The sequence below is a fragment of the Ruegeria sp. CRTD044 genome, from assembly GCF_059613485.1.
This window is the reverse complement of record NZ_JBXWSP010000004.1, coordinates 96,899-121,248: the sequence shown is the minus strand read 5'-3', so window position 1 is coordinate 121,248 and position 24,350 is coordinate 96,899. Positions and strand designations below refer to the sequence as shown.

The window sequence follows — 24,350 nt, the reverse complement described above, 5'->3', positions numbered from 1 at the left end:
GGTGCACGGCAAGCCGCAAGAAAAACCCCCGCGCGATGGCGGAGGTTTCAGGGATCATTTTCAGCTCAGCGCCGTATCGCATCGGCCGCAGACGCCGGGGTGGGCGTGACGTCCCACATCCGGCAGGATCTTCCAGCAGCGCTGGCATTTGGCCCCTTCGGCCTTTTCGAACACGACGCCGACGCCCTCGATCTCGGGCAGGCGGAACGCCTCGGCCGGGGCCGGGTCGGCTGTGACGGTCAGGCCCGAAGTGATGCAAAGGTCATCCACGTCGAAGGTCGCCAGCAGGTCGCGGGTTTCGGCATCCTCGACATGCACGACCGGCGCGGCTTCGAGGCTGGAGCCGATAACCTTGTCGCGGCGCTGCACTTCCAGCGCGGCGGTCACCGCACGGCGCACACGGCGGATCTTGGCCATGTTTTCTTCGAGAGCGGGATCGCGCCAATCGGTGGGCGTGTCGGGGAAGTCGACCAGATGCACCGAGCTGTCCTCGCCCGGGAACCGCTCGAGCCAGACCTCTTCCATCGTGAAGACCAGAACCGGCGCCAGCCAGGTGGTCAGTCGGTGGAACAGGATATCCAGCACCGTGCGCGCGGCCCGGCGGCGCGGGGTGTCGCCATCGCAATACAGCGCATCCTTGCGCACGTCGAAATAGAAGGCCGACAGGTCAACGGTGGCAAAGTTGAACACCGCGCTGAACACGCCCTGGAAGTCGAACGCAGCATAGCCCTTGCGGACCTGCTCGTCCAACTCGGCCAGGCGGCTGAGCACCCAGCGTTCCAGACGCGGCATCTCGGCCGGGTCGATCCGGTCCGCCTCGGTGAAATCGGCCAGCGAGCCCAGCATGAAGCGCATCGTGTTGCGCAGCCGGCGATAGCTGTCAGCGACCCCTTTCAGGATTTCCGGCCCGATCCGCTGGTCGGCGGTATAGTCGGTCTGGGCCACCCACAGGCGCAGGATGTCGGCACCGTATTGTTTGACGACCTCTTCCGGCACGATGGTATTGCCGAGCGATTTGGACATCTTGTTGCCCTTCTCGTCCAGCGTGAACCCGTGCGTGACCACGTTGCGATACGGCGCGCGGCCGATCGTGCCGCAGGCTTGCAGCATCGAGGAATGGAACCATCCGCGGTGCTGGTCGGTGCCCTCCATGTAGACATCGGCGATACCGTCGTCAGTGCCATCCTCACGGTCGCGCAGAACGAACGCATGGGTCGAGCCCGAGTCGAACCACACGTCCAGAACGTCGAACACCTGATCATAGTCATCGGGGTTCACGATGCCGCCCAGCACCTGCTGTTTGAACCCGTCAGTGTACCAGACATCGGCACCGTGTTCTTCGAACGCGGCCTTGATGCGGGTGTTCACTTCCGCGTTGCGCAGCAGATAGTCAGGGTCGGTGGGCAGAGCGCCCTTCTTGGTGAAGCACGTGAGCGGCACACCCCAGGCACGCTGGCGCGACAGAACCCAGTCGGGGCGCGCCTCAATCATCGAATACAGGCGGTTGCGGCCCGATGGCGGCGTCCACTTCACCAGCTGGTCGATCGAGCGCAGGGCGCGTTCGCGGATGTTGTCGCCCATCTGGTTCATGCCGTCGTCCAGCTTTCGGTCGACGGACACGAACCATTGCGGCGTGTTGCGATAGATGATCGGCGCCTTGGACCGCCACGAATGCGGATAGCTGTGCTTGATCTTGCCGCGCGCCAGCAACCCGCCGACCTCGGCCAGCTTGTCGATCACGGCCTTGTTCGCATCACCCTCGCCGCCCTTGCGCGACAGGATGTACTTGCCGCCGAAGAACGGCATGTCAGCGCGGAAGCTGCCGTCGTCCATCACGTTGTAAGTGATGACCTGCTCGAGCATGCCCAGATCGCGGTACAGCTCGAATTCCTCCATCCCGTGCGAGGGCGCGCAATGGACGAAGCCGGTGCCTTCCGTATCGGTCACGAAATCGGCCGCGCGGAAATCGCGGATGTCGTCCCATTCGCCGTTGGACCCTTCGGCCCCTGCCAACGGGTGCTGCAGCTGGATCTTGGCCAGATCGTCCTGGGTGACGTCACACAGGCGGCGGTACATGGTGTCGTCCAATCGCGCCCGCGCGAACACGTCGGCGGCCAGATTGTCGGCCAGCAGGTAGCGGTCACCGATCCGGGCCCAGCACTCCTCGGGGCGGCCGGTCACTTCGTACAGCCCGTACGAGATGTCCTTGCCATACACCACGGCCTTGTTCGACGGCACGGTCCAGGGCGTCGTGGTCCAGATCACCACATAGGCGTTGTCCAGCGTGGTGTCGCCGGTGTCCACCACCTTGAACTTCACCCAGATGGTGAAGCTTTCCTTGTCGTGATACTCGACCTCGGCCTCGGCCAGGGCGGTCTTTTCGATCGGCGACCACATCACCGGTTTCGAGCCCTGATACAGCGTTCCGTTCATCAGGAACTTCATGAACTCGTCCGCGATCACCGCCTCGGCGTGATAGTCCATGGTGATGTAGGGATCGGCCCAGTTGCCGGTGATGCCCAGACGCTTGAACTCTTCGCGCTGGATGTCGATCCAGCCCTCGGCGAACTTGCGGCATTCCTGGCGGAAGTCGATGACCGGAACCTCGTCCTTGTTCTTGCCCTTCTTGCGGTACTGTTCCTCGATCTTCCATTCGATCGGCAGGCCGTGACAGTCCCAGCCGGGCACATAGCGCGCGTCAAAGCCCATCATCTGATGCGACCGCACGATCATGTCCTTGATCGTCTTGTTCAGCGCGTGGCCGATATGCAGGTGCCCGTTGGCATAGGGCGGGCCGTCATGCAGCGTGAAGGGCTTGCGCCCCTGTTGGTCGCGCAGGCGGTCATAGACGCCGATCTTCTCCCAGCGGTCTAGCCATGCGGGCTCGCGCTTGGGCAGGCCGGCGCGCATGGGGAATTCGGTTCGGGGCAGGTTCAGCGTGTCTTTGTAGTCGGGTGTCTGGGTCGTGTCGGCGCACATGGAGAGGCGTCCCTTGGATGATCTTGGCGTGTTTGGATCGAAGCGGTCGGTGCGATGAACTCAAGCACCTTTGCCCGGCGTCTCGGAAACTCAGAGCGCCGGGGAAATAATTCGAATGATAATGGCCAGAACGTCTTGCATGGCCGGGCTTATAGGCCGGTTGCGCCTATTGGTCCAGAGCTTCCGGTCCCTGCGGCGAATGGCGCAGCTTGGCCCAGCGGTTCAGCCATGCCAGACCCGCCAGCGCCAGCCCCAGCGCCAGCAACGAAAACACCCGGATCAGACCGCCCAGGCCCGAGATGTCGATCAGGAACACCTTGGCCACCGCCAGCCCGATCACCGCCAGCCCGGCTTTGCGCATTACGTCCGACCGACGCGCCAGCGACTGATAAAACAGCGCCGCGCCGATCACCAGCAGGGCGAGCGTGTAAGTATAGAGCTCAGGCTGGGATACGCCGTTGCCTTCATACATCCCTGCCGCGCCCTGCCAGAAATGCCGGATGGTCAGGCCCAGCCACAAGGCGCCCAACGCAATGGTCACCCCCTGACAGGCCAGCCGCAACTGCGCCGGCATCGTGGGGATCCGCCACGCGGACAGGCCGATGACGAGGGCCGGCAGCAGATAGGCAATGGCCAGCGTGTTCACGATCGGCGGCCCGAGGACTGGCTCGGCCACCGCCCGCAGCACAGGGTTGGCCGAAACCACCGCCAGCCCCAGCCACACCAGACTTTGAAAGGCAAAGAACGCGGCCAGCGCGACCCGCACCTGGCTCAACCGTCCACCCAGCGCAAACCTCTGCACCTGCGCGAAGGCCAGCAGCAGCCAAATGGTCGACAACAGGCCCAGCCCCCAATGGCTGTCCTCGGCCCCGCCCTGCCCCATGCCTTCCAGCCAACGCAGCAACAGCAGCGACAGCAGAACGCCACCCGTCGCCCAGGCCGCGCTGTCCAGCACGACCTTGGCGACAGGTCGGTCCAGCGGACGCAGCATCCACCATGCGGCGACATAGCCTGCAACCGCAGTTCCATAGACCAGAGCCATTTCCGCAACCGGCGCATCCAGCGCCCAGCCCAGCCCCGGGTTCAGGATCAGCCGGAACGTGACGGTGGCAACGCCGGCCCAGATGAACCAGCTCATCGGCGGCAGGGTGAACCGTTGGTCCAGCGCCGCCGCCGCGATGATCGTGACCACGAAAGCGATGGTCAGCGCCGCCGAGCTGAGCACGATCACGCAGCCGAAGGTCAGGCAGGACAGGGCCGACAGCGTGGCCAAAGCCGGACGCATCCGGGCCGCGCCATCCACACGCGCAAAGCGCTCGGCCAGTACCACCATCAGCGCCGCAAGCGCGACCGCATGCAGGGCCCAGGGGTAGGCGCCGATCACGCTGGCAGGACGCCAGCCAAGCTCAAGCGCGATGGCCAGCGCCGGGGCGTACAGCGCGGCGGCACCGGCCCAGACCAGCGGGTACCGCCCAACCCGAAACGACCGCCATGCCGCCAGAAGAGAGATCACCGCGCCCAGCGTAACCAGCAAGGTCACGGCCAACGGAAAAGCGGCCTCGGGCGTTTCGGAATAGGTCTGCCAGAACCCACGCGCCACCGCGCCGCCATCAAATCCATGCGTGAACACGAAACCACCCAGACCCACGGCGGGCAGCGCGGTCATGTCCTGCAGGGCCGGCGCGTCCTTTGCCCAGATCAGCAGAGCGAACGTCAGGCCCGTCAGCAGGATCACAGCCAGCCAGAACTCACCGCTCGAATCCGACCATTGCAGTGCCAGAATGGCCGAGCTTGCCAGCACCGCCCCAAAGGCCAGGCGCGTCGGAAATTCGGGCCACGGACCCCTCGCTTTTCTGACAAGGATTTCGCTGAACATCGCGCCGTCATGATCGGGCCAGATCCGGCGCACGGGAATGGCAATGGCGATCACGGCAACGGCGGCCACGTAGACGAGGAAAGCCGGTTCCGTGATCGGCGAACCCATCACCAGCAAAAGGCCCGCCAAATAGGCGCCCAAAAGCGACAGCACCGACACCCAGGCCCAGCGCCGCACCGTGTCGATCCCAAGCCCCAGCCCGGTGATCACGAAGAAATATATGTACAGCCAAGACGGGTCAGCCGAGTCGCCACCCACGACGAAAGGTGCAGCAAAGGCTCCGATCAACCCGATCGCCGCCAGCAGCGGGCCGTGGAACCAGCCCAGAACCAGCCCGACAAGAGCGATGGCGATCATGCCCGCCAAGGCCGCCTCGGGGCCGATCAAGTCATAGAGCTGACGCGCCGCCAGCACACCGCCGAACAGCGTGACCAGCCCCGCGCCGGAAAACACCGAAGGCAGGTAGGCGGTGGCCGACGACTCGTCATCGCCATACCGACGCCGCACAATTTCACCCGCCACGATCAGCAGCGCGCCGAAGCCCAGGGCCGCCAGCACGCGCGCTGCGGGCGGCAGCAACCCGTTCTCGACTCCGTATTGCACGAGAAAAATCCCCGCCAGCGCCAGCGACAGAGCGGATACGGCATAGAACCAGTTCTCGCGCAGCCACGCGCCCAGGTCGTCGAACCGCTCGGCGCGGAACACCACTGCAGCCGGAGGCGATGCACTCTCAGTAACAGTTGCCGACTCTTCAGGGTCAGGCCGTTGGTCCGGCGTCGGTGGGCTTTCCTGTTTCGGCGAACCCCAAGGGGCCGGCCGCGGTTCAGGCGTCGGCGCTTCGATTGGCGCGGACTGCGTCTGTGGTGGCCGCTCAGTGTCCGGTTGCTGCTCGGCACCCAACCGACTCTCTAACTGCTCGACCCGCCGCCGCAGACGGGCATGGCCGACCAGCAAGACGACAATAGATACCGGCATCGCCAAAACGACCAAGCCAACAAGAACAAGCAGAGATTCCAAACCGCACCTCCGGGCAAATCTGCATTACAGGCTATCCTGTGCAGGCGCGGTAAGACAGTCGGGAAATCCCTAATGGTTTCAGCCTGTTGCGATCTGACGCCAGTGATCTAAGGATGGAACAGAGACCCGACGAGATAGGCAATTGCCGCCGCCGCTCCACCAATCGCCAGCGTCTCAAGCCCCGAGCGCCACCAAGGCGCCAGCGACCACCGGCTTTTCATCGCGCCGATGGCAAAGAACACGCCCAGCGTCATCAGGACCGAGGCTGGAAACGCGCCCTCGACACCCAACAGGAACGGCACGAGCGGGACCATGCCGGCCACGACAAAGGCCGCGAACGTGGCCGCTGCGGCCTTGAGCGGATGCGGATCGACGCTGCCCAACCCGTATTCGCCCTCGATCATCAGGTTGATCCAGGTATCCCGATCGGCGGTGATCGCGTCGGTTGCCTGTTCCAGCACCCGGCCCGACAAGCCCTTACGGGACAGGATTTCCAGCACCTCGCCGCGCTCGCCGTCGGGGTAGAGGCGGATGTGGCGCTCTTCGATGGCGCGGATCCGGCGGATATTGTCCAGCTCGGCCTTGGTCCCCGAATAGTTGCCCGCAGCCATCGAGAACCCGTCGGCCAGCACGTTGGCCAGGCCCAAGGCCACGATAACGAAGGGCGACAGCCCGGCCCCGGCCACGCCTGCCACGATGGCCAGCGTGGTCACCGATCCGTCGATCCCGCCATAGACCACGTCGCGCAGAAATCCGCGCCCGGGTGGAGCGTCGATCCGGTCTGCGATTTCCTGTTGGCTGTGGCCGTGATCTGCCATGGCTGGTCTCCCTTCCGGAAGATTGTGCCCTGCACAGCGGCCCGATGGCTTTGCGGCAGATCAACCCTTGGAAAACAGCCCGCCCAGCGCGCGAGAGACCATGCCGCGGGTCGACGGCCTGTGCCGGTCCGAGAAGGGCAGCGGACGGCAGACCTCCATCGCAGCCACGCCGACGCGGGCGCTGAGGGCGCCGTTGACCAGTCCTTCGCCAAAGCGGCGCGACAGCTTGCTAAGGACCGACCCGCCCAGAACCGGTTCGAGCAGGTCGTCACCCACGGCCACCGCGCCGGTGGCCACCAGGTGAACAAACACCGCACGGGTCAACCGCCAGCCCCCCAGAAACCCGGCCCGCCCGCCATAGATCTCGGCAATCCGGCGGATCATCCGCAGCGACGCCAGCAGCGCCGTCGCAACATCGGCCAGCGCCAGCGGCACCAGCGCCGTCACCGTCGCGACCTGGCGCGCGGCGGCCTCGACCTCGCGGCTGGCGGCTGCGTCCAGCGGGGCCAGCAATTCGTCCTCGACCAGTCCCAGCAGGCCCGAGGCGTCGAACTGTTCCTCAATCCGTTCGGCCAGACGGTCGCGGCCCCAGCGCGTATCCTCGCGCCCGCGATAGAACGCGATCAGGCGCTGCGTCACGGCCCGGGCCTGCGCCAGATCGGCATCGGCCAGCGCGGCATCGGCGGCGCGGCGCATCCCGTCCACCCGCGACAGCCGGCCCAGCGCGGCCAGCTCGCGCAGCGCGATCAGCAGGGCCACCAGCACCAGCGCGCAGATCAGGCCGGTCACGATCCAACCCAGCACCGGAACGCTGGCGATCAACGAGGTGGCAAAGTTCCATGCGGCGACAGAGACCGCCGCCCCCACGACCGCAACCGCCAGCCCCCAAAACCACCGCCCAAGAACCGACGGCTTACGCGCGGCCAGTCGTGCCGCGGCCTGCATCGCCTGCCCCTGGGGCGGCGCGATATCCGGTACCGGCGCGGCCTTCGATACGTCGGCGGCCGGGGCATCCTCGTCAAGCTCGATCAGAACCGGACCCTTGGCCATGCATCACTCCTTCCGTCGCCAGACGAACCGAATGTCCGGCAGCTGTTCATCATTGTCGGCCCCGTCGCTGCGCGCCACTTCGACAAAGCCGTGCCGTTCGTAGAACCGGCACGCGCTCGTGTTGGCCTGAAACGCATACAGCACCAGTTCGCGGCGGCCTGCCTTGGCGCTGTCCAGCAATTGTGCGCCGATCCCCTGATTTCGCGCGGCGGGGCTTAGGTACAGGCAATGAACCTCGGTCCCGTCCACGGCCAGAAAGCCTGTGACCTTTCCGCCCTGTTCGGCAATCGTGACCCATCCATTGTCAATCATCCGCCCGCAAAAGGCGATGGCTTCGGCACCGGAATGCAGCTCGGGCATCCAGTCGTTTTCGCGTGAAAAGCCGTGCAGAATCTCTCCTATCGCCCCGGCATCGAGGCTGCGCGCGGGCCTGAGGGTAACGGTCACAGCCGGTCTCCGATCAGGAACTGCGCGGCGCGGTCCAGCCGGATATGCGGCGGGCCGTCACCGGGGCGCAGCGACAGATGCGCCGGGGCAAAGGTCATGAACCCATAATCCTCGCCCAACCAGGTGTCGGCCCCCTTGCGCGCGGGGCCCAGCAGGTGGGCGGGGTCTTCGGGCAGCTCTCCGGGGTAAAAGGCCGCCTGCTTGCCGGTGTCCAACGTACCGCGCACGCAGGGCAGTTCGACGCCGTTGTGGGTGCGGATTTCTTCGGTCGTCACGCGCAGCGCGGCGATGGACATGGCAGCGGTTTCGGCCCCGGCGAACCTGGCGCGGTCGCGCGCGTCGCGGGTCAGGGCCTCCATGATCGCGGTCAGGCGCGGGTGTTGCAGGTGGTGCAAGTGATCGGCCTTGGTGGCCGCGAACAGGATGCGTTCGACCCGCTTGCCCAGGAGCAGCTGGCTGAGCCATGCATTGCGGCCGGGCCGGAAGGCCGACAGGATATCGCCCATGGCGCGGCGCATGTCCTCGACCGCCTGCGGCCCCTTGTGGATCGCGCCCAGCGCATCCACCAGCACCACCTGCCGGTCGATCCGGGCGAAATGATCCCGGAAAAAGGGCTTCACGACCTGCGCCTTGTAAGCCTCGAACCGGCGCTCCATCTCGCGGTGCAGGCTGCGGCGGCGCGAGGCGCCCTCGACCGGCAAAGGCGCAAAAGTCAGCACCGGCGACCCGGCCAGATCGCCCGGCAGCAGGAACCGGCCCGGCGTACAGTCATAGAAACCCGCATCCCGCGCGGCAGTCAGATAGTCGGCAAAGCCCCGCGCCAGGCCCTGCGCGGTGGGTTCATCATGGACGTCGGCCGGGTCAACGGACTTGATCTGGGCTAGGAAATCCGCCGCTGCCGGTCGCTGCGCGATGCGGACCAGCGTTTCGCGCGACCAGTCGTCATAGGTTTTTTCGAGTAGGGCCAAATCCAGCAGCCACTCGCCGGGATAGTCGACGATGTCCAGATGCACGGTGCGCGGCCCCTGCAGGCCGGCCAGCAACCCGGCGGGGCGGGCTTTGAACGACAGGCGCAGCTCGGACACGGCGCGGGTGCTGTCGGGCCAGTGGGGCTGCGGCCCGGTCAGGGCCGACAGGTGCGATTCATAGTCGAACCGGGGCACGGTGTCGTCGGGCTGCGGCTGCAGGTAGGCGGCGTTGATCCGGCCCTCCTGCTGGGCGACCAGGCCGGGCATCCGCCCGCGGTCCAGCAGGTTGGCCACCAGCGACGTGATGAACACCGTCTTGCCCGACCGCGCCAGACCGGTGACGCCCAGCCGCACGACCGGTTCGAAAAACGTCTCGGACACGCGGTCGCCCACGGATTCGACGCCGCGCACAAGACTGTCTGCCAGTGATGAGATGACCAAACCGCCGCCCCGCATTTCTTGTTTGTCCCAAGATAGGTAGCCGCTGCCCCGGTTGCCAGCGCTTTTGCCGCCTGCCCTTGCCCGGGCGCGTCCGGCAGGGTACCAGCAGCGCATGCCCAGATACGCGTTGAAAGTCGAATACCAAGGTGAGCCGTTTGCCGGATGGCAGCGGCAGAAAGAGCTGCCCTCGGTCCAGGGCGCCATCGAGGCAGCCCTGTCGAAACTGCAGCCCGGGTCACACACGATCGCGGCCGCGGGTCGCACGGATGCGGGTGTTCACGCGCTGGGGCAAGTGGCCCATTGCGACCTTGAAAAAGACTGGGACCCGTTCCGCCTGTCCGAGGCGCTGAACTATCACCTCAAGCCGTTGCCGGTGGCGATTCTCAAGGCCGCGCGGGTGGCGGATGACTGGCATGCGCGGTTCTCGGCCATCGAGCGGCAATACCTGTTCCGCATCCTGATCCGCCGTGCGCCCGCGACCCATGACAACGGCCAGGTCTGGCAGATCGGGCATCCGCTGGATGTCGCAGCGATGCAGCAAGGGGCCGACATGCTGATCGGGCGGCACGATTTCACCACCTTCCGGTCCTCGATCTGCCAGGCGGCCAGCCCGGTCAAGACGCTGGACGAGCTGCGCGTCGAACAGGTTCAGGGCTTTTCCGGCCCCGAGGTGCATTTCCACGTCCGCGCCCGGTCCTTCCTGCACAACCAGGTCCGCAGTTTCGTCGGCACGCTGGAACGGGTCGGTGCGGGCGCCTGGACACCGCAGGACGTGCGCGATGCGCTCGAGGCCGCCGACCGCGCGGCCTGCGGGCCGGTCTGCCCGCCGCAAGGATTGTACCTGGCGCGAGTGGGCTACCCCGATCCTGTTTTCGACTGACGTCAGAGCGCGCGCAGCAGCAATCCGCCCGCGATCACTGCGATCAGCAGCCCGGCCACCAGTTCGATCGTGGGCGCCAACACGGCCGCGAACCGCGTGGCCGAGGCCGAGGCCAGCAACCCGCCCCGCAACCCGAACGACGTCCAGCCAACCAGGGTGGTGACGGTCGCGGTGCCCAGCGCCATGGCAAAGGCCCCGGCGATACCGACCATCGCGATGCCCATCTGCCAGGTCAGGATCAGCACGAACAAGGCCCCGGTACAGGGTCGCGCGGCGATGCCGGCGATCAGGATCAGCGCCTCGCGCAGGCTGCCAACCTGGGCCACCTCTTCGGCGGTGGGGCCGTGACGATGCCCGCAATCGGAACAAACCTCACCGTCGTGATGGTGATGATGCCCGTGATCATGATGATGGTGATGGTCGTGCGGGGCACTGTCCGCACGACCGCGCCGGGCGAAACTGCGCAGCGATCGCAGAACCAGCCACAGCCCGATGGCCGCGATCGCGCCATAGCTGACCGGGGCCATGATCTGCTCGGTGGTACCGACAAGGCTTTCCCGCGACATCTGGAACACCAGAACGCCTGCATACACCAGAACGATCGCCGTCACGGCCTGCCCCAGCGAGGACAGTACGCTGATCGCCGACAGGCGCAGAAAGGCAACATTACGGCCCAGCCCGTACCCTCCGATCAGCACCTTGCCATGACCCGGCCCCACCGCATGGAAGAACCCATAGGCGAAACAGACGGCCAGCAGCGTGGCCACGGCCTCGGGCTGTTCGGCCCGCGCGGCCCGCAGGGCACGGGCAATTTGGTTCTGGAATTCCCGCTGCTCGCCCGCGGCCCAAGCCGCGAGGTTGTCAAAACCTCCGCTGCCCCAGAACCACAGCAGCAGCGCAATCGCCAAACCAACCGGCAGAATCAGGTAGCGGGACATGAAACGCGGATCTCGGTGGCAAAGCGTTCACCGACCAGAGGGATGTCGTTCTCCTCGAGGTCATAGTCGGCGTCCAGGGTCAGCAGAAAGGCCTGCATCTGGGCCAGTTCGCCGTCGATATCCGGCTCGAACCTGTCGATCCGGCAGGTTTCAGGCCCGGATACGGTGACCGGGCGCGTCACTTCGTAGGCGGTATAGAATGTCTCATCATAGGGTTTGGCCGATAGGCTTTGGGCAACCACTGGGTCGCCCTCGACCTTGCGCAGATGGGTGGTCACGATACGGCCATCCTCGGTCGTGGCGCGCGGCTCCAGCGGACCGGACAAGGCAACCGGCTGATCGGAGGCCAGGATGACGAGATCACCGTTGTATCCTTCGACCCACTGCGCGTCGAAACCGGCGAGGCGCTGCTCTTCCGCCTCAGACAGTACGCCGTCGCCGTCCTGATCCAACCTCATGTCTTCAAGCACAAGCAGCGAGTAGAACTCGTCATAGGCCCAGGTGACGCGGACATGGGTGAGGTTGCCCGACTCGTCCACGATGAATTCCAGCCCGGTGTCGATGAAGACATGCGGGTGCGACACCGCGGAAAACGGCAGGCAACAGGCGATCAAGGTGGGTATCCAGCGCATGAACGCGAAGATAGGGTGCCCGACCGGTGCTGGCAACGCGGTTCGGCGGCGGGCCCGGATTTTGCCGCTCATTTCGGCGGAAACAGGACCAGCGTCTGCAGCGCCGTGCCGATCGGGCCTTGAGTATCGTACAGAACCGACTGCGACATCCCGATGCCGCTGGGCTGCCAGTGCGACACGGAATCCGAGGCGAGCCAGTCGGACGTCGGCTCGCGGTGGATCTGCACCGTAAGGTCGGTGTTCATGAACCCCATTTCCGAGGTCGGCGCATTCCAGGAAATGCCGTTGCCACAATCGGCCAGCGGGCATAGCGACTGGATCGGCGAGGGGGTTTCGCCCTGCAGCAGCGGTGGGGTGCGCATCCAAATGGTTTTTGGGCCCGCCCCCTGATTACCGCATTTGGGATAGGCCACCTCGGAATGATGGGCAAAGCCGGGCAGGTCATGCCGCATTTCGCCGATGGGAAACGGGCCGTCTTCGATCTGCGACAGGTCGGGGCCTTCGATCGCCACATTCGGCACCGGCCCCAGATCCCGGCGCGCCAGATGCATCGTAGTGGCGGTGGCGCAAAGCGTGTCATCGAGGTCATGCACCGTGACACGCGTGGTGGCCAGCGTCTTGGTGTGGCGCACGGTCTCGGCGGCCACGCGCAAACCGGACAGAGGCAGCGGACGCAGCAGATCGACGGTCAGGCGGGTCAGCATCTTGTCGGGGCCGACCTCGATCTCGGCCGCACGCACGATCAGGCCCGCAACCGGGCCGGCATGACAGTGGTCGGCCGACCACGGCCCACGCGCCGGGTCATTCCCGACAAAGGCCCCGTCGGGCTCGACCCGGAAATAGGCGGTCTCGCCCACCACTGGCTGCATCGCCGCGTCCTGCATGTCAGATCTTTTCCTGAGTGTGCTTCTTCAGCTCGGCCCGCGCCACCTGACGGCGATGCACCGCATCCGGGCCATCGGCCAGCCGCAACGTGCGCACATGCGTCCAGGCGGTGGCCAGCGGCGTATCCTGGCTGACGCCCTGCCCGCCGAACATCTGCACCGCCTCGTCGATCACCTTCAGCGCGACGCGCGGTGCCACGACCTTGATCTGGCTGATCCACGGGGCCGCTGCGCGCGCATCGCCCTGATCCATGTACCATGCAGCCTTCAGACACAGCAGGCGGGCCATCTCGATCTCCATCCGGCACTCGGCGATGATGTCGAAATTGGCACCCAGCTGCGCCAGCTTCTTGCCGAAGGCTTCGCGCTGCAGGGCGCGTTTGCACATCTGCTCCAGCGCCATCTCGGCCTGGCCGATTGCGCGCATGCAGTGATGGATGCGACCGGGCCCGAGGCGCCCCTGCGCGATTTCGAACCCGCGGCCCTCGCCCAGCAGGATGTTCTCGGCCGGCACCCGGACATCGGTGAACCGGATATGCATGTGCCCGTGCGGCGCGTCGTCATGGCCGTACACTTCCATCGGGCGCAGGATCTCGATCCCCGGCGTGTCGGCGGGCACCACGATCATCGACTGGCGCTTGTGCTTGGGCAGGTCGTCGCCGCCGGTCTTGACCATCACGATATAGACCTTGCAGCGCGGATCGCCCGCGCCGGACGACCACCATTTCTCGCCATTCAGAACATAATCGTCCCCGTCCCGCACGCAGGACATCGAGATATTCGTGGCATCCGACGAAGCCACATCCGGTTCGGTCATCAGATAGGCCGAGCGGATCTCGCCCTCGAGCAGCGGTTTGAGCCACTGCGCTTTCATCTTCTCGGTGCCGTAGCGCTCGAACACCTCCATGTTCCCGGTATCGGGGGCGGAACAGTTGAACACCTCGGCGCCCAGCGGGGTCTTGCCCATCTCTTCGGCGAAATAGGCGTACTCGACCGTGGTCAGGCCGAACCCCTTGTCGCTGTCGGTCAGCCAGAAATTCCACAGACCGGCCGCCTTGGCCTTGGCCTTCAAGCCTTCCAGGATCTCGGCCTGGCGGTCGGTGTACTGCCAGCGGTCGCCCTTGTTGATCTCGGCCTGGTATTCCTCTTCCAGGGGCATGATTTCGTTGCGGATCATCTCGCGGACCCGCTCCAGCAACGCCCGGTTCTCCTCGCGCAAGACGAATGACATGTTCATGAAGAATCCTCCGTAGATCCCGGAACCGGGCTTTACCTTTGCGCCGAGGATGGCTTAGCTGCGGCAACTGTGTCCAGCGGCGTGACGGCACGTCACTTGCAATCAATTTGAAACGGAAGAGGGGCGCAGATGGCGTTGTTGATCGATACCGGCCTGTCCGACTGGATGAGCGATGCCGATATTGCCGAAGAGGTACGGCGACATGCACCAACGGCCGATGTGCGCACGCCAAGCACCATTGGTGACCCGGCCGAGGTCACCATGGTGGCGGTTGTCGGCCTGCGGGACGATCACGCGAGCCGCCTGCCCAATCTGCAGCTGGTGCAAAAGTTGGGCGCCGGGGTCGAGACAATCGTGTCAAACCCCGCCCTGCCCGCGCATGTCCGCGTGGCCCGCCTGAAACCAGACGCCCCGGCGCAAGGCATCGCGGAGTGGTTTCTGGCCTATATCCTGTACGCTCACCGGAACATAGGCTTTCACGCGGACGCTCAGCGCCGGGCCGAGTGGCGGCCGAAAGCGCCGGTGCTGACATCTGACACCGTAGTCGGAGTTCTGGGGCTGGGCCATATCGGCAGCCGTACCGCCTGCATGCTGCGCGATGTCGGGTTTCAGGTCATCGGCTGGAGCCGGTCACCCAAGCAAATCAAAGATGTCACCTGTCTGCACGGGCAGGATGCTTTGCCGGGAATGCTGGGCGGTTGCGACCATGTCTGCGCGATACTGCCCTCGACCCCCGAAACCATCGGCTTGTTCGACGCAGAAATGCTCAGCGCAATGAAGGACGGCAGCCAGTTGTTGAATGCGGGACGTGGCGACCTGATCGACGAAACAGCCTTGATCGAGGCACTTGACCGGGGTCGTCCGGGCCATGCGGTTCTCGATGTGACCTCACAAGAACCATTGCCCGAAGACAGCCCTTTATGGCGGCACCCGTCGGTCACGATCACACCGCACGTGTCGGGATGGCATCTGGGTGATGCGTTGGCGGATGTCGCCCAGAACTTTCTGCGGCTGAGCGCAGGTCAGCCCCTGCTGTACGAGGTTGATCGCAGCCGCGGTTACTGAGCCGCGATTACGGCGTCAGAATCCAATTGCCGCTGGCATCCTTGCACTGACGGGTGCGGATTTCCGGGTTGGGCGCCGCCCCGGACGGCTGCACAAAGTGCTGGAAGTGAACGCAGTTGTCCTTCACGTCCCGTATCCTGACCGTGCCTTTGGTGCCCGTTTTCTCGTTGACCCAGTTCCGCTCCTGCCCAACGCTTGGGGTTCCGCCTGCCAGCATCGAAGACGTCGTCGCGTCCAGAACTTGGTAGTCTTCCGGGCTCAGCCCCATTTCGGCGATGATCCGGGACAGAGGCTTGGCATCGACCGCCCCCACGACACCCGACAAAAACAGCGCAAACAGGGCAGCAGGCAACCGGACAGTCATAAGGAACTCGCTTTCGTGAAAATTGAACTGCACCAAGAATATACATCCGAGCAATCAGGGCCAAGCCCCCGCGGCCGGACCTTCAAATAATGCCGAACAAACCTATTGGACTGCTGGCGCTATCCGCCTGCTGCTGATGTGACCATAGTAACCGGAAACCAAGCTTGAGGCACAGGAATGGCTCATCAAAACTACTACGCGCCCACCGGCGGGCTTCCGGACCAGACGCAGCTGCTAACTGACCGCGCCATGTTCACTGACGCCTATGCCGTCATCCCGAAAGGCACGATGCGCGACATCGTGACCAGCTTTCTGCCTTTTTGGGAACAGACCCGACTGTGGGTCCTGTCGCGTCCCCTCAGCGGGTTTGCCGAGACGTTTTCGCAATACATCATGGAGGTCCAGTCGGGCGGCGGCAGCGATACGCCCGAGACGGACCCGGAAGCCCAAGGCGTGCTCTTCGTCGTCGAAGGGTCGGTTACCCTGACCCTGGCGGGGCAGGTCCACGTGCTGGACACAGGGGGCTATGCCTACATTCCGCCCGGGTCCGATTGGACCTTGCACAACCGCTCTGACGCCGTGGCCCGGTTCCATTGGGTGCGCAAGGCCTATGAGGCCGTACCCGGATTGCCGGCACCCGATCCGATCATCACCAACGAACGAGACGTCGCCCCAACCCCAATGCCCGGCACCGAAGGTCGGTGGGCCACCACGCGCTTCGCGGACCCGAATGACCTGCGCCATGACATGCATGTGAACATTGTCACGTTTGAACCGGGCGGGGTCATCCCCTTTGCCGAAACGCATGTCATGGAACACGGGCTTTATGTGCTTGAGGGAAAGGCCGTCTATCGACTGAACCAGGATTGGGTCGAGGTCGAGGCCGGTGACTACATGTGGTTGCGCGCGTTCTGTCCTCAAGCCTGCTACGCGGGCGGGCCGGGGCGATTCCGGTATCTGCTCTACAAGGACGTCAATCGGCACATGCCGTTGAAACTGTCCACACGATGACCAGCAAAAGGTCCTGAAAACGGGCTTTTGCGTCGGCAGGGGTTCACAGGGACGGCGGAATTTGCTGAAATCAGAGGTGATTTCGTTTTGTTCATTCGTGGAGATTGGTCGATGAAACTGCGCGCCCCTCTGACGGCACTGGCCATGATCGGCCTGATGGTCGCCGTCGACACCGCCCCGGTCGTGGCGAAGGAAGCGACCAAAACCGTATCCGTCATGAGCCGCATATGGGCTGTGACGCAGGTTGCGGATACCCCTGTCGTGTATCGTGCGACCCGCGACAACAACAACCTCAACCCGTTCGGCCCGCCGCCGCGCCTGCGCACGGTTCAGGCCATTGCGGCCATCCAGCAGGCAACCGGGTGCAAGGTGATCCGGTCAAGCATGTACCAGAATATTTCGGGCCAGTTCTTCTCGCAGGTCAGCTGCGGATAACGGAGACTCCATAGGGGCATTGAGGTCGGTCAGACGGCCTGCCATAGCTTGCGCATGAAACTCGCAATCAACGGATTCGGCCGCATCGGCCGCACGATCCTGCGGCAGGTCATGGCCCTGCCAGCGGGTTCGGATGTTCAAGTGGTGCTGATCAACGACATCGCACCGCTGGAAACCTGTGCCTATCTGTTCAAGTACGACAGCACGTTCGGCCCGTATACCGGGACGGTTGAAACCAGCGCCGGGGCCTTGCAGGTGGATGGACATTCGATTCCACTTAGCCACAGCGACGACCTTGCCGACGTCGATCTGTCCGGCGTGGACGTGATGCTGGATTGCACGGGTATCGCGCGCAGTTCGGACGTGGCGATCCGGGGCCTCCAGGCAGGGGCTGGCAAAGTGCTGATTTCCGGCCCGTCCCCGGCCGCCGAGACAACGATCGTTCTGGGTGCCAACGAAGACATGCTGGGCAATGCCCGGATTGTATCGAACGCGTCCTGCACCACCAACGCGCTGGCGCCGCTGGTCAAGGTGATCGACGAGATCGGGGGCATCGCCTCAGCGCACATGACCACGATTCACTGCTACACCAACAGCCAGCCGATGGTGGACGCTCCGCGTGGCGACCTGGCGCGGTCACGGGCCGGGGCCTTGTCGATGGTGCCCACAACGTCAAGCGCGACCCATCTGATCGACGTGATTCTGCCGCATCTGGCCGGGAGAATTTCCGGTGCGGCGGTGCGGGTGCCCACTGCCAGCGTCTCCGCCGTAGACCTGGTCGTGACCCGGCAAAAAGGAATGGAGCCCGAGCTGTTCTCGGCCGAATTGCGCCGCGCCGTCGAGGCATCAAAGGTGCTCGGCTGGACCGACTTGCCGCTGGTCTCGTCTGATCTGCGTGCGCGACCGGAATCCCTGGTGATTGCCGGACCGGAAACGCGGGTCGTCGGGCAAAACCAGGTTCGGGTTTTCGGATGGTACGACAATGAGTGGGGTTTTTCGGCCCGTATGCTCGATGTCGCCGGTATGATGGCTCAGACGGAATAGCCCGCAGCGCGCTTGGCGCTGCAGGGCTGAGTTACAGGTTTCAGTCGTGCGGCAAACTGCCAGCGCCGTGACCGGCCATTCCGCCCGAGACCTCTTCGGTCGATTCCTCGGCCAGTTCATGCGGCAGAATGAGGTTCAGCACGATGGCGATCAGCGCTGCGGGCAGCAGTCCGCTTGTCATCAGGATGCGGATTGTGTCCGGCAAGTGCTGAACCGCGCCGGGCTCCAGCTGCAAGCCGAGCCCGATCGACAGCGAGATGGCGAAGATCACCATGTTGCGCCGATTCCAGTCCACGTCGGACAACATCGAAATGCCGGCAGCCACCACCATGCCGAACATGACGATCACACCGCCCCCCAGAACTTCGATCGGAACAGTGCGTATGATGGCGCCGACCTTGGGAACAAGTCCGCATAGGATCAGGAACAGCGCACCAATCGTGACGACATGGCGGCTCATGACACCGGTCATCGCGATCAGGCCGACATTCTGACTGAACGAGGTATTCGGCAAACCGCCAAAGATACCGGCGACAGCCGTGCCAACACCATCTGCGTAGGTCGCTCCCGCGATTTCTTTGTCCGTGGCCTCGCGACCCGCACCGCCTTTGGTAATGCCCGAAACGTCACCGACGGTTTCGACCGCTGACACGAAAGCCATGAGGCAGAACCCGATCACCGCCGCCAGCGAAAACTCGAACCCATATTTGAAGGGCACCGGCAGCGCGAAACCAGCGGCCCGCGACCAGCTTGTTCCAATGGTTTCGAACGTCACCATTCCGACCATCAGGGCGTAGACATAGCCGACAGCCAATCCGACCAGAACCGCAGACACCGACAGCATTCCGCGAGCAAAGAACTTGAGGCCCAGCGTGACGATCACGACGACCAGTGCCGCAGACCAGTTGAGCAGCGATCCGTATTCCGGCGTACCGATCGCAGGGACACCACCCGCCGCATACTGGATGCCGACCTTGACCAGTGCCAATCCGATCATCGTCACAACAAGGCCCGTGACCAATGGCGGCAGAGCGAAGCGAATCTTGCCAATGAACATCCCAAGGCAGGCGTGAAAGATACCGCCGATCAGAACGCCTCCGAACAGCGCGGCAAGGGCCTCGACGCCCTTGCCAGCCACCAATGGGATCATGATTGGCAGGAACGCAAAGCTTGTTCCCTGAACGATGGGCAATGCCGCACCAACCGGGCCCAGCGTGATGGTCTGCAACAAGGTCGCCAGCCCTGCAAACAGCATCGACATCTGGATCAGATACAGCAGCTCGGGAAAATCGGGCGAGTTCGACCCGAAGCCAAACCCGGCCGCACCGGCCACGATGATGGCGGGGGTCACGTTTGACACAAACATTGCCAAAACGTGCTGAATGCCAAGTGGTATCGCCTTGTGCAGCGCGGGCGTGTAATTCGGATCCCGAAGCTGATCGGGTGTTCCTATCGAAGTTTCGGCCATGATCTCAACTGTCTCCCTGTTTTCTCATGGGGGTCTTGCCGCTTCTCCGACGGCTTCAAAATTGGCTTAGCGTTCAACTACCTCGTAAGGGGTGTCGAACCAGTGCTCCTCGAGGTTTGCACCCGAACCGATACGGTCGACTACAGCGAACAGGCCAGGCGCGTGCAGCGGCGTCAGCACGCCATGCCACGTGCCGCGATGAAAGTTCACGGCCTGTCCCGGCTGCGTCACGAAGGCCTGTGGCCGGCCCGGAACGCCATCCTCATCCGGCGCGACGATCACCAGGAACGGCTGGTGGGACATGGGAATGAAGGCCTGGCTGCCCAGAGGGTGACGTTCGACCATGTCCAGTTGATAGGGCAATGTCCGTGGGTTGGCGTCGAACAGGCTGATCCCCGCGCGCCCGTCCGCAAAGTCCAGAACCGCCCGGTCGTGATACCGCCCGCACTGACCCTGATTGATGATCTTGTCCGGCGCGCCGGAAACCTCGAGCACGTCACCGAACGGCGCAAAAGCTTGGGCCGTCAACGGCGCGATATGGACGACTCGCGTCATGAGGGCAGCACGTCGCGCAGCCGGAACTCGGCGATGCGCTCGACCTGACAGCAGGCTTCGGCGAGCTCGGTCTCGCGGTCATTCTCGATGCGCCGCTGGAACGCATGCAGGATCGAGGCCTTGTCGTGGTCGCGCACCGCGATGATGAAGGGAAAGCCGAATTTTTCGGTGTAACGCGTGTTCAAATCGGTGAAGGCGTCGCGCTCGGCGTCGGTCAAGGCGTCCAACCCAGCCGAGGCCTGCTCGGAGGTGCTTTCGGCCGTCAGGCGTTTGGCCTGTGCCAGCTTTCCCGCCAGATCCGGATGCGCGGTCAGAACGCCGAGGCGTTCCTCAGGCGAGGCCGAACGGAACACCCGCGCCAGCGCGTTGTGCAGCCCGCCCGCCGTATCATGGGCGGGGCCCAGTTCCAGCGCCCAGGCGCGCTCGGCGATCCAGGGCGAATGTTCGAAAATGCCGCCATAGGCCGCCACGAAGGCGTCGCGGTCCATCTGCGAGGGGCGTGGGCGATCCTGCGGCGGATGATGCGCCGCCCAGTGTTCGGCAATCTGCAACCGGGTCGCGAACCATACATCGGAGAAGCCGCGCGCATAGTCCAGGAACCGCTTCAGCGCCATCACTCGGCCCGGCCGGCCGATCAGGCGGCAATGCAGGCCGATCGACAACATCTTGGGCGCGCCCGCCTGCCCCTCGGCATAGAGCGCATCGAAACTGTCGCGGAGATAGGCGAAGAACTGATCGCCCGAGTTGAACCCCTGCGGCGTGGCAAAGCGCATGTCGTTGCAGTCCAGCGTATAGGGCACGATCAGCTGATCGCGTCCGCTGACGTGCATCCAATAGGGCAGGTCGTCAGCGTAGGTGTCGGCCACATAGGCAAACCCGCCTTCCTCGGCCACCAGCCGAACGGTGTTGTCCGAGCACCGCCCCGTGTACCAGCCGCGCGGACGTTCCCCGACCACCTCAGTGTGCAGGCGGATCGCCTCGGCGATCTGGGCGCGCTCCTCGTCTTCCGGCATGTCCTTGTGCTCGACCCATTTCAGGCCGTGGCTGGCGATCTCCCACCCGGCGGATTTCATCGCCGCCACCTGATCAGGCGAGCGCGCCAGCGCGGTGGCCACGCCATAGACGGTCACCGGCAGGTCGGCCATCAGGCGATGCAGCCGCCAGAACCCAGCGCGGGCGCCGTATTCATAGATGGATTCCATGTTCCAATGTCGCTGGCCCGGCCAAGGCGCGGCGCCGACGATTTCGGACAGAAACGCCTCGGACGCGGCGTCGCCATGCAACACGCAGTTTTCGCCGCCCTCCTCGTAGTTCAGCACGATCTGCACCGCCAGCTTGGCCCCGCCCGGCCACTGGGCTTCTGGCGGGTTGGCTCCGTATCCAATCATGTCGCGGGGGTATCGGGGGGGCTGCATTCTGCTTTCCGTCTTCAATTTCAGGCTTCCATTCGGTTTATCCCATAAAACCGTGATGGATTATCAAATCAATCCGAACGCTGTTTCCGGTTGTTTCAGCGTTCCCTGTGCCACGGCCTTTGCCGCAAGATGGGCAATGCAAACCGGATTGCCTAAAATGGCATCCAAACACGAAACGTGCAGACAACAGCAGGAGCAACTCGTGGCAGGTTATCTGACGACCCACGTTCTGGACACGGCGCGCGGATGTCCGGCCGACGGGCTGAAAATCGCGTTGTACCGGGTGTCCGGCAATTCGCACCGGAAACTGGTTGAGATGGAAACCAACGCGGACGGGCGCACCGACAGTCCCATCCTGCCGGAAAAGACTTTCAAGACTGGTATCTACGAGTTGATCTTCTTTGCGGGGGACTACCTACGTGCCTCCGGACAAGCCGTTGAAGACCCTCTTTTCCTTGATCAAATACCGATCCGGTTTGGCATGTCCGACCCCGAGGCGCATTACCACGTGCCGCTTTTACTGTCGCCATTCGGGTATTCGACCTACCGGGGCAGCTGACCCCTCAGACCTGCGACGTCCGCACCACGTCGCCGATCCGCGAGATCATGAAATCCATGAACAGGCGCGCCTTGGGGTCCTGATGACGCCGATGCGTGTAGAGACACGCCATCTGGACTGAAACCGGTGGCGTGTCGACGGCAACGGGCACCAATCGCCCGGCCTTGAGATGCTCGGCCACTTCAAAAACAGGTTTCATCGCGATCCCCTGCCCAGCCAGCGCCCAATCAGTCAGAACATCGCCGTCGTCGCACTCGAACCGCCCGGACACCGCAAACCGTTTCGGTCCTTCGGCTGTCTGCAGTAGCCATTGGAACTCGGTCGCCCCGGGGAATCGCAGGTTCAGACATTCGTGCCGGTCCGAGATCAGGTCCGCCCCGGTCCGGGGCATGCCTCGGCGCGCGACATAGTCTGGCGCAGCACACAAGACACGCTGGCAATCCGCGATTTTGCGAATCCGCAAAGTGCTGTCTTCGGGTTGACCGATGAAGAACGCCAGATCCAGCCCTTCGGTCGTGAGATCAACAGACCTGTCCGTCAGACGCAGCCGCACGTCAATCTCGGGGTAGTCGGCAAGAAATTCAGGCACTTGAGGCGCCAACAGCCTTCGCCCGACCCCCAGTGGAGCCGCAACAAAAAGCGATCCCCGGGGCGCTTCGGTCAGGTGCACGACCTGCGCCTCGGCCTCGTTCACGGCATCCAGAACCGCAACCGCACCGGGGTAGAACGCCCGGCCCTGCTCGGTCGGGCTGAGGTTTCGGGTGGTACGCTGGAACAATCGCACACCCAAATGATCTTCGAGCTGGGAAATCCGCGCCGAAGTCACCGCTGGCGAGATTCGCAGATCGCGTCCGGCCGCGGACATGCTGCCAAGATCATAGACCCGGACAAAGGTACGGATATTGTCGAGATAGGACATCTTTTCGTTTTTTTTGATACAGTTTGACAATATACGGGAATACCGAAGAAAACCCCGTTTGCCTAGTGTGTCGGCAAGCAATCGGAGAGCTTTGCATGTATGAATTCGCCGTGTTCTGGGACTGGATGGCATTTGCGGTGCGGTGGCTGCATGTCATCACGGCAATCGCCTGGATCGGATCGTCGTTCTATTTCATCGCGCTGGATCTTGGCCTGAACCGCGACATCCCCGGTCCTGCTGATGGCGAGGAATGGCAGGTGCATGGCGGCGGCTTCTACCATATCCAGAAATACCTCGTGGCGCCCGAGCGGATGCCCGACCACCTGACCTGGTTCAAATGGGAAAGCTATGCAACCTGGCTCAGCGGCGCGGCACTGCTGATGATCGTCTACTGGGTGGGCGGCGAGCTGTATCTGATCGACGCACAGAAGGCCGATCTGGCGCTGTGGCAGGGCATCCTGATCTCGGCGGCATCGCTGACCGTGGGCTGGCTGATCTATGATTTCCTGTGCAAATCGGGTCTGGGTGAGCGTCCGACCCTGTTGATGCTGCTGCTGTTCGTTCTGCTGGTGGCGATGGGCTGGGGATACAACCAGATCTTCACCGGCCGCGCGATGATGCTGCATCTGGGCGCCTTCACCGCCACGATCATGACGGCCAATGTGTTTTTCATCATCATGCCCAACCAACGGATCGTGGTGGATGACCTGAAAAATGGCCGCACCCCGGACCCGAAATACGGCAAGATCGCCAAGCTGCGCTCGACCCACAACAACTACCTGACGCTGCCGGTCGTTTTCCTGATGCTGTCGAACCATTACCCGCTGGCCTTTGCGACCGAATACAACTGGATCATCGCGGCGCTGGTGTTCCTGATGGGCGTCACCATCCGGCACTATTTCAACACACGCCACGCCCGGGCCGGCAACCCGACCTGGACCTGGCTTGTGACGGCCCTGCTGTTCATCGCCATCATGTGGCTGTCCACTGCGCCGATGTACAAACCGCTGGAAGAGGCCGAGGCGCAGCCCCTGACCCAGTTCGAGGAGCGCTTTGTGCAGGCCAGCGGCTTTGAAGAAGCCCATGACGTCGTGCTGGGGCGCTGTTCGATGTGCCACGCGCGCGATCCCGTCTGGGACGGAATCCTCTGGGCCCCCAAGGGTGTTCTTCTGGAAACCGAAGGTGACATCGCCCGCAATGCCGAGCAAATCTATCTGCAGGCTGGCGTCAGCCACGCGATGCCGCCGGCCAACGTCACCTATATGGAACCCGAAGACCGCGAAGCCATTATCCGCTGGTTCCGAAACGCGGGCCTGTAGCGGCAGCTTTTCCACAACTTCACATGGGA

22 protein-coding genes are annotated in these 24,350 nt (G+C 63.9%); 7 read left to right on the top strand and 15 right to left on the bottom strand.

Annotation, left to right across the window (positions count from 1 at the left end):
* Positions 1-60 precede the first annotated feature (60 nt).
* From ileS to AC2FNL_RS03435, 6 genes are all read right to left on the bottom strand, one after another.
* Positions 61-2,979 (bottom strand): isoleucine--tRNA ligase, encoded by a 2,919-nt coding sequence (gene ileS, locus AC2FNL_RS03460; protein ID WP_496832428.1) that lies wholly within the window; start codon positions 2,977-2,979, stop codon positions 61-63.
* Positions 2,980-3,145: 166 nt separating this feature from the next.
* On the bottom strand, positions 3,146-5,830 hold the full coding sequence (locus AC2FNL_RS03455; protein WP_496832426.1) for a DUF2339 domain-containing protein: 2,685 nt from the start codon (positions 5,828-5,830) through the stop codon (positions 3,146-3,148).
* A gap of 149 nt (positions 5,831-5,979) precedes the next feature.
* Positions 5,980-6,690: a VIT1/CCC1 transporter family protein gene (locus AC2FNL_RS03450; RefSeq protein ID WP_170401676.1), complete on the bottom strand. Its 711-nt coding sequence runs from the start codon at positions 6,688-6,690 to the stop codon at positions 5,980-5,982.
* Between the two features lie 60 nt (positions 6,691-6,750).
* Complete coding sequence (locus AC2FNL_RS03445; protein WP_496832424.1) at positions 6,751-7,740, bottom strand: YcjF family protein; 990 nt, start codon at positions 7,738-7,740, stop codon at positions 6,751-6,753.
* 3 nt (positions 7,741-7,743) lie between these two features.
* A complete protein-coding gene (locus tag AC2FNL_RS03440; protein WP_496832422.1) occupies positions 7,744-8,187 on the bottom strand; it encodes a GNAT family N-acetyltransferase in 444 nt (147 codons plus the stop codon).
* Positions 8,184-9,596: a YcjX family GTP-binding protein gene (locus tag AC2FNL_RS03435; protein WP_496832420.1), complete on the bottom strand. Its 1,413-nt coding sequence runs from the start codon at positions 9,594-9,596 to the stop codon at positions 8,184-8,186. Before AC2FNL_RS03435 ends, AC2FNL_RS03440 begins: the two co-directional genes overlap by 4 nt.
* 112 nt (positions 9,597-9,708) lie before the next feature.
* Between AC2FNL_RS03435 and truA the strand changes: the two genes are divergently transcribed.
* Entirely contained in the window at positions 9,709-10,476 is a 768-nt protein-coding gene (truA, locus tag AC2FNL_RS03430; protein ID WP_496832418.1) for a tRNA pseudouridine(38-40) synthase TruA, read from the top strand.
* Positions 10,477-10,478: 2 nt separating this feature from the next.
* Here truA and AC2FNL_RS03425 read toward each other — a convergent pair whose 3' ends face one another.
* The 4 genes from AC2FNL_RS03425 to AC2FNL_RS03410 form a co-directional block, all read right to left on the bottom strand.
* A complete protein-coding gene (locus AC2FNL_RS03425; protein ID WP_496832416.1) occupies positions 10,479-11,414 on the bottom strand; it encodes a nickel/cobalt transporter in 936 nt (311 codons plus the stop codon).
* Positions 11,399-12,046, bottom strand: a complete 648-nt coding sequence (locus AC2FNL_RS03420) for a DUF1007 family protein (RefSeq protein WP_496832414.1) — start codon at positions 12,044-12,046, stop codon at positions 11,399-11,401. The genes AC2FNL_RS03425 and AC2FNL_RS03420 overlap by 16 nt, the downstream gene beginning before the upstream one ends.
* 68 nt (positions 12,047-12,114) lie before the next feature.
* A complete protein-coding gene (locus tag AC2FNL_RS03415) occupies positions 12,115-12,930 on the bottom strand; it encodes a thioesterase family protein (RefSeq protein ID WP_496832412.1) in 816 nt (271 codons plus the stop codon).
* 1 nt (position 12,931) lies between these two features.
* Positions 12,932-14,167, bottom strand: a complete 1,236-nt coding sequence (locus tag AC2FNL_RS03410) for an acyl-CoA dehydrogenase family protein (RefSeq protein WP_496832410.1) — start codon at positions 14,165-14,167, stop codon at positions 12,932-12,934.
* A 129-nt stretch (positions 14,168-14,296) separates the two neighbouring features.
* Between AC2FNL_RS03410 and AC2FNL_RS03405 the strand changes: the two genes are divergently transcribed.
* Positions 14,297-15,232 carry a 2-hydroxyacid dehydrogenase gene (locus tag AC2FNL_RS03405; protein ID WP_496832408.1) on the top strand — a complete coding sequence of 312 codons (936 nt, stop codon included), beginning with the start codon at positions 14,297-14,299 and terminating at the stop codon, positions 15,230-15,232.
* A gap of 7 nt (positions 15,233-15,239) precedes the next feature.
* Here AC2FNL_RS03405 and AC2FNL_RS03400 read toward each other — a convergent pair whose 3' ends face one another.
* The gene (locus AC2FNL_RS03400; protein ID WP_170456201.1) at positions 15,240-15,596 is read right to left on the bottom strand and encodes a hypothetical protein; all 357 of its coding nucleotides are present in this window, start codon (positions 15,594-15,596) and stop codon (positions 15,240-15,242) included.
* Between the two features lie 177 nt (positions 15,597-15,773).
* On the opposite strand from AC2FNL_RS03400, the gene AC2FNL_RS03395 reads away from it, so the two are divergent.
* From AC2FNL_RS03395 to AC2FNL_RS03385, 3 genes are all read left to right on the top strand, one after another.
* Positions 15,774-16,607 (top strand): bifunctional allantoicase/(S)-ureidoglycine aminohydrolase, encoded by an 834-nt coding sequence (locus AC2FNL_RS03395; RefSeq protein WP_496832406.1) that lies wholly within the window; start codon positions 15,774-15,776, stop codon positions 16,605-16,607.
* A 111-nt stretch (positions 16,608-16,718) separates the two neighbouring features.
* Positions 16,719-17,042 (top strand): hypothetical protein, encoded by a 324-nt coding sequence (locus AC2FNL_RS03390; protein ID WP_496832404.1) that lies wholly within the window; start codon positions 16,719-16,721, stop codon positions 17,040-17,042.
* 54 nt (positions 17,043-17,096) lie between these two features.
* Positions 17,097-18,086 carry a type I glyceraldehyde-3-phosphate dehydrogenase gene (locus tag AC2FNL_RS03385; RefSeq protein ID WP_496832402.1) on the top strand — a complete coding sequence of 330 codons (990 nt, stop codon included), beginning with the start codon at positions 17,097-17,099 and terminating at the stop codon, positions 18,084-18,086.
* Between the two features lie 40 nt (positions 18,087-18,126).
* On the opposite strand, the gene AC2FNL_RS03380 is transcribed toward AC2FNL_RS03385, so the two are convergent.
* From AC2FNL_RS03380 to puuE, 3 genes are all read right to left on the bottom strand, one after another.
* Complete coding sequence (locus AC2FNL_RS03380; RefSeq protein ID WP_170337488.1) at positions 18,127-19,554, bottom strand: uracil-xanthine permease family protein; 1,428 nt, start codon at positions 19,552-19,554, stop codon at positions 18,127-18,129.
* 66 nt (positions 19,555-19,620) lie between these two features.
* A complete protein-coding gene (locus AC2FNL_RS03375; protein ID WP_496832400.1) occupies positions 19,621-20,109 on the bottom strand; it encodes an ureidoglycolate lyase in 489 nt (162 codons plus the stop codon).
* Positions 20,106-21,524: an allantoinase PuuE gene (gene puuE, locus AC2FNL_RS03370; protein ID WP_496832398.1), complete on the bottom strand. Its 1,419-nt coding sequence runs from the start codon at positions 21,522-21,524 to the stop codon at positions 20,106-20,108. Before puuE ends, AC2FNL_RS03375 begins: the two co-directional genes overlap by 4 nt.
* A 202-nt stretch (positions 21,525-21,726) precedes the next feature.
* Here puuE and uraH point away from each other — a divergent pair, with 202 nt between their 5' ends.
* Positions 21,727-22,083: a hydroxyisourate hydrolase gene (uraH, locus tag AC2FNL_RS03365; protein WP_170337485.1), complete on the top strand. Its 357-nt coding sequence runs from the start codon at positions 21,727-21,729 to the stop codon at positions 22,081-22,083.
* 4 nt (positions 22,084-22,087) lie between these two features.
* Here uraH and AC2FNL_RS03360 read toward each other — a convergent pair whose 3' ends face one another.
* Complete coding sequence (locus AC2FNL_RS03360) at positions 22,088-23,002, bottom strand: LysR family transcriptional regulator (protein ID WP_093963045.1); 915 nt, start codon at positions 23,000-23,002, stop codon at positions 22,088-22,090.
* A 95-nt stretch (positions 23,003-23,097) separates the two neighbouring features.
* On the opposite strand from AC2FNL_RS03360, the gene AC2FNL_RS03355 reads away from it, so the two are divergent.
* Positions 23,098-24,321, top strand: coding sequence for a urate hydroxylase PuuD (locus AC2FNL_RS03355; protein ID WP_093962813.1), 1,224 nt, complete (start codon positions 23,098-23,100; stop codon positions 24,319-24,321).
* Positions 24,322-24,350: the final 29 nt, after the last annotated feature.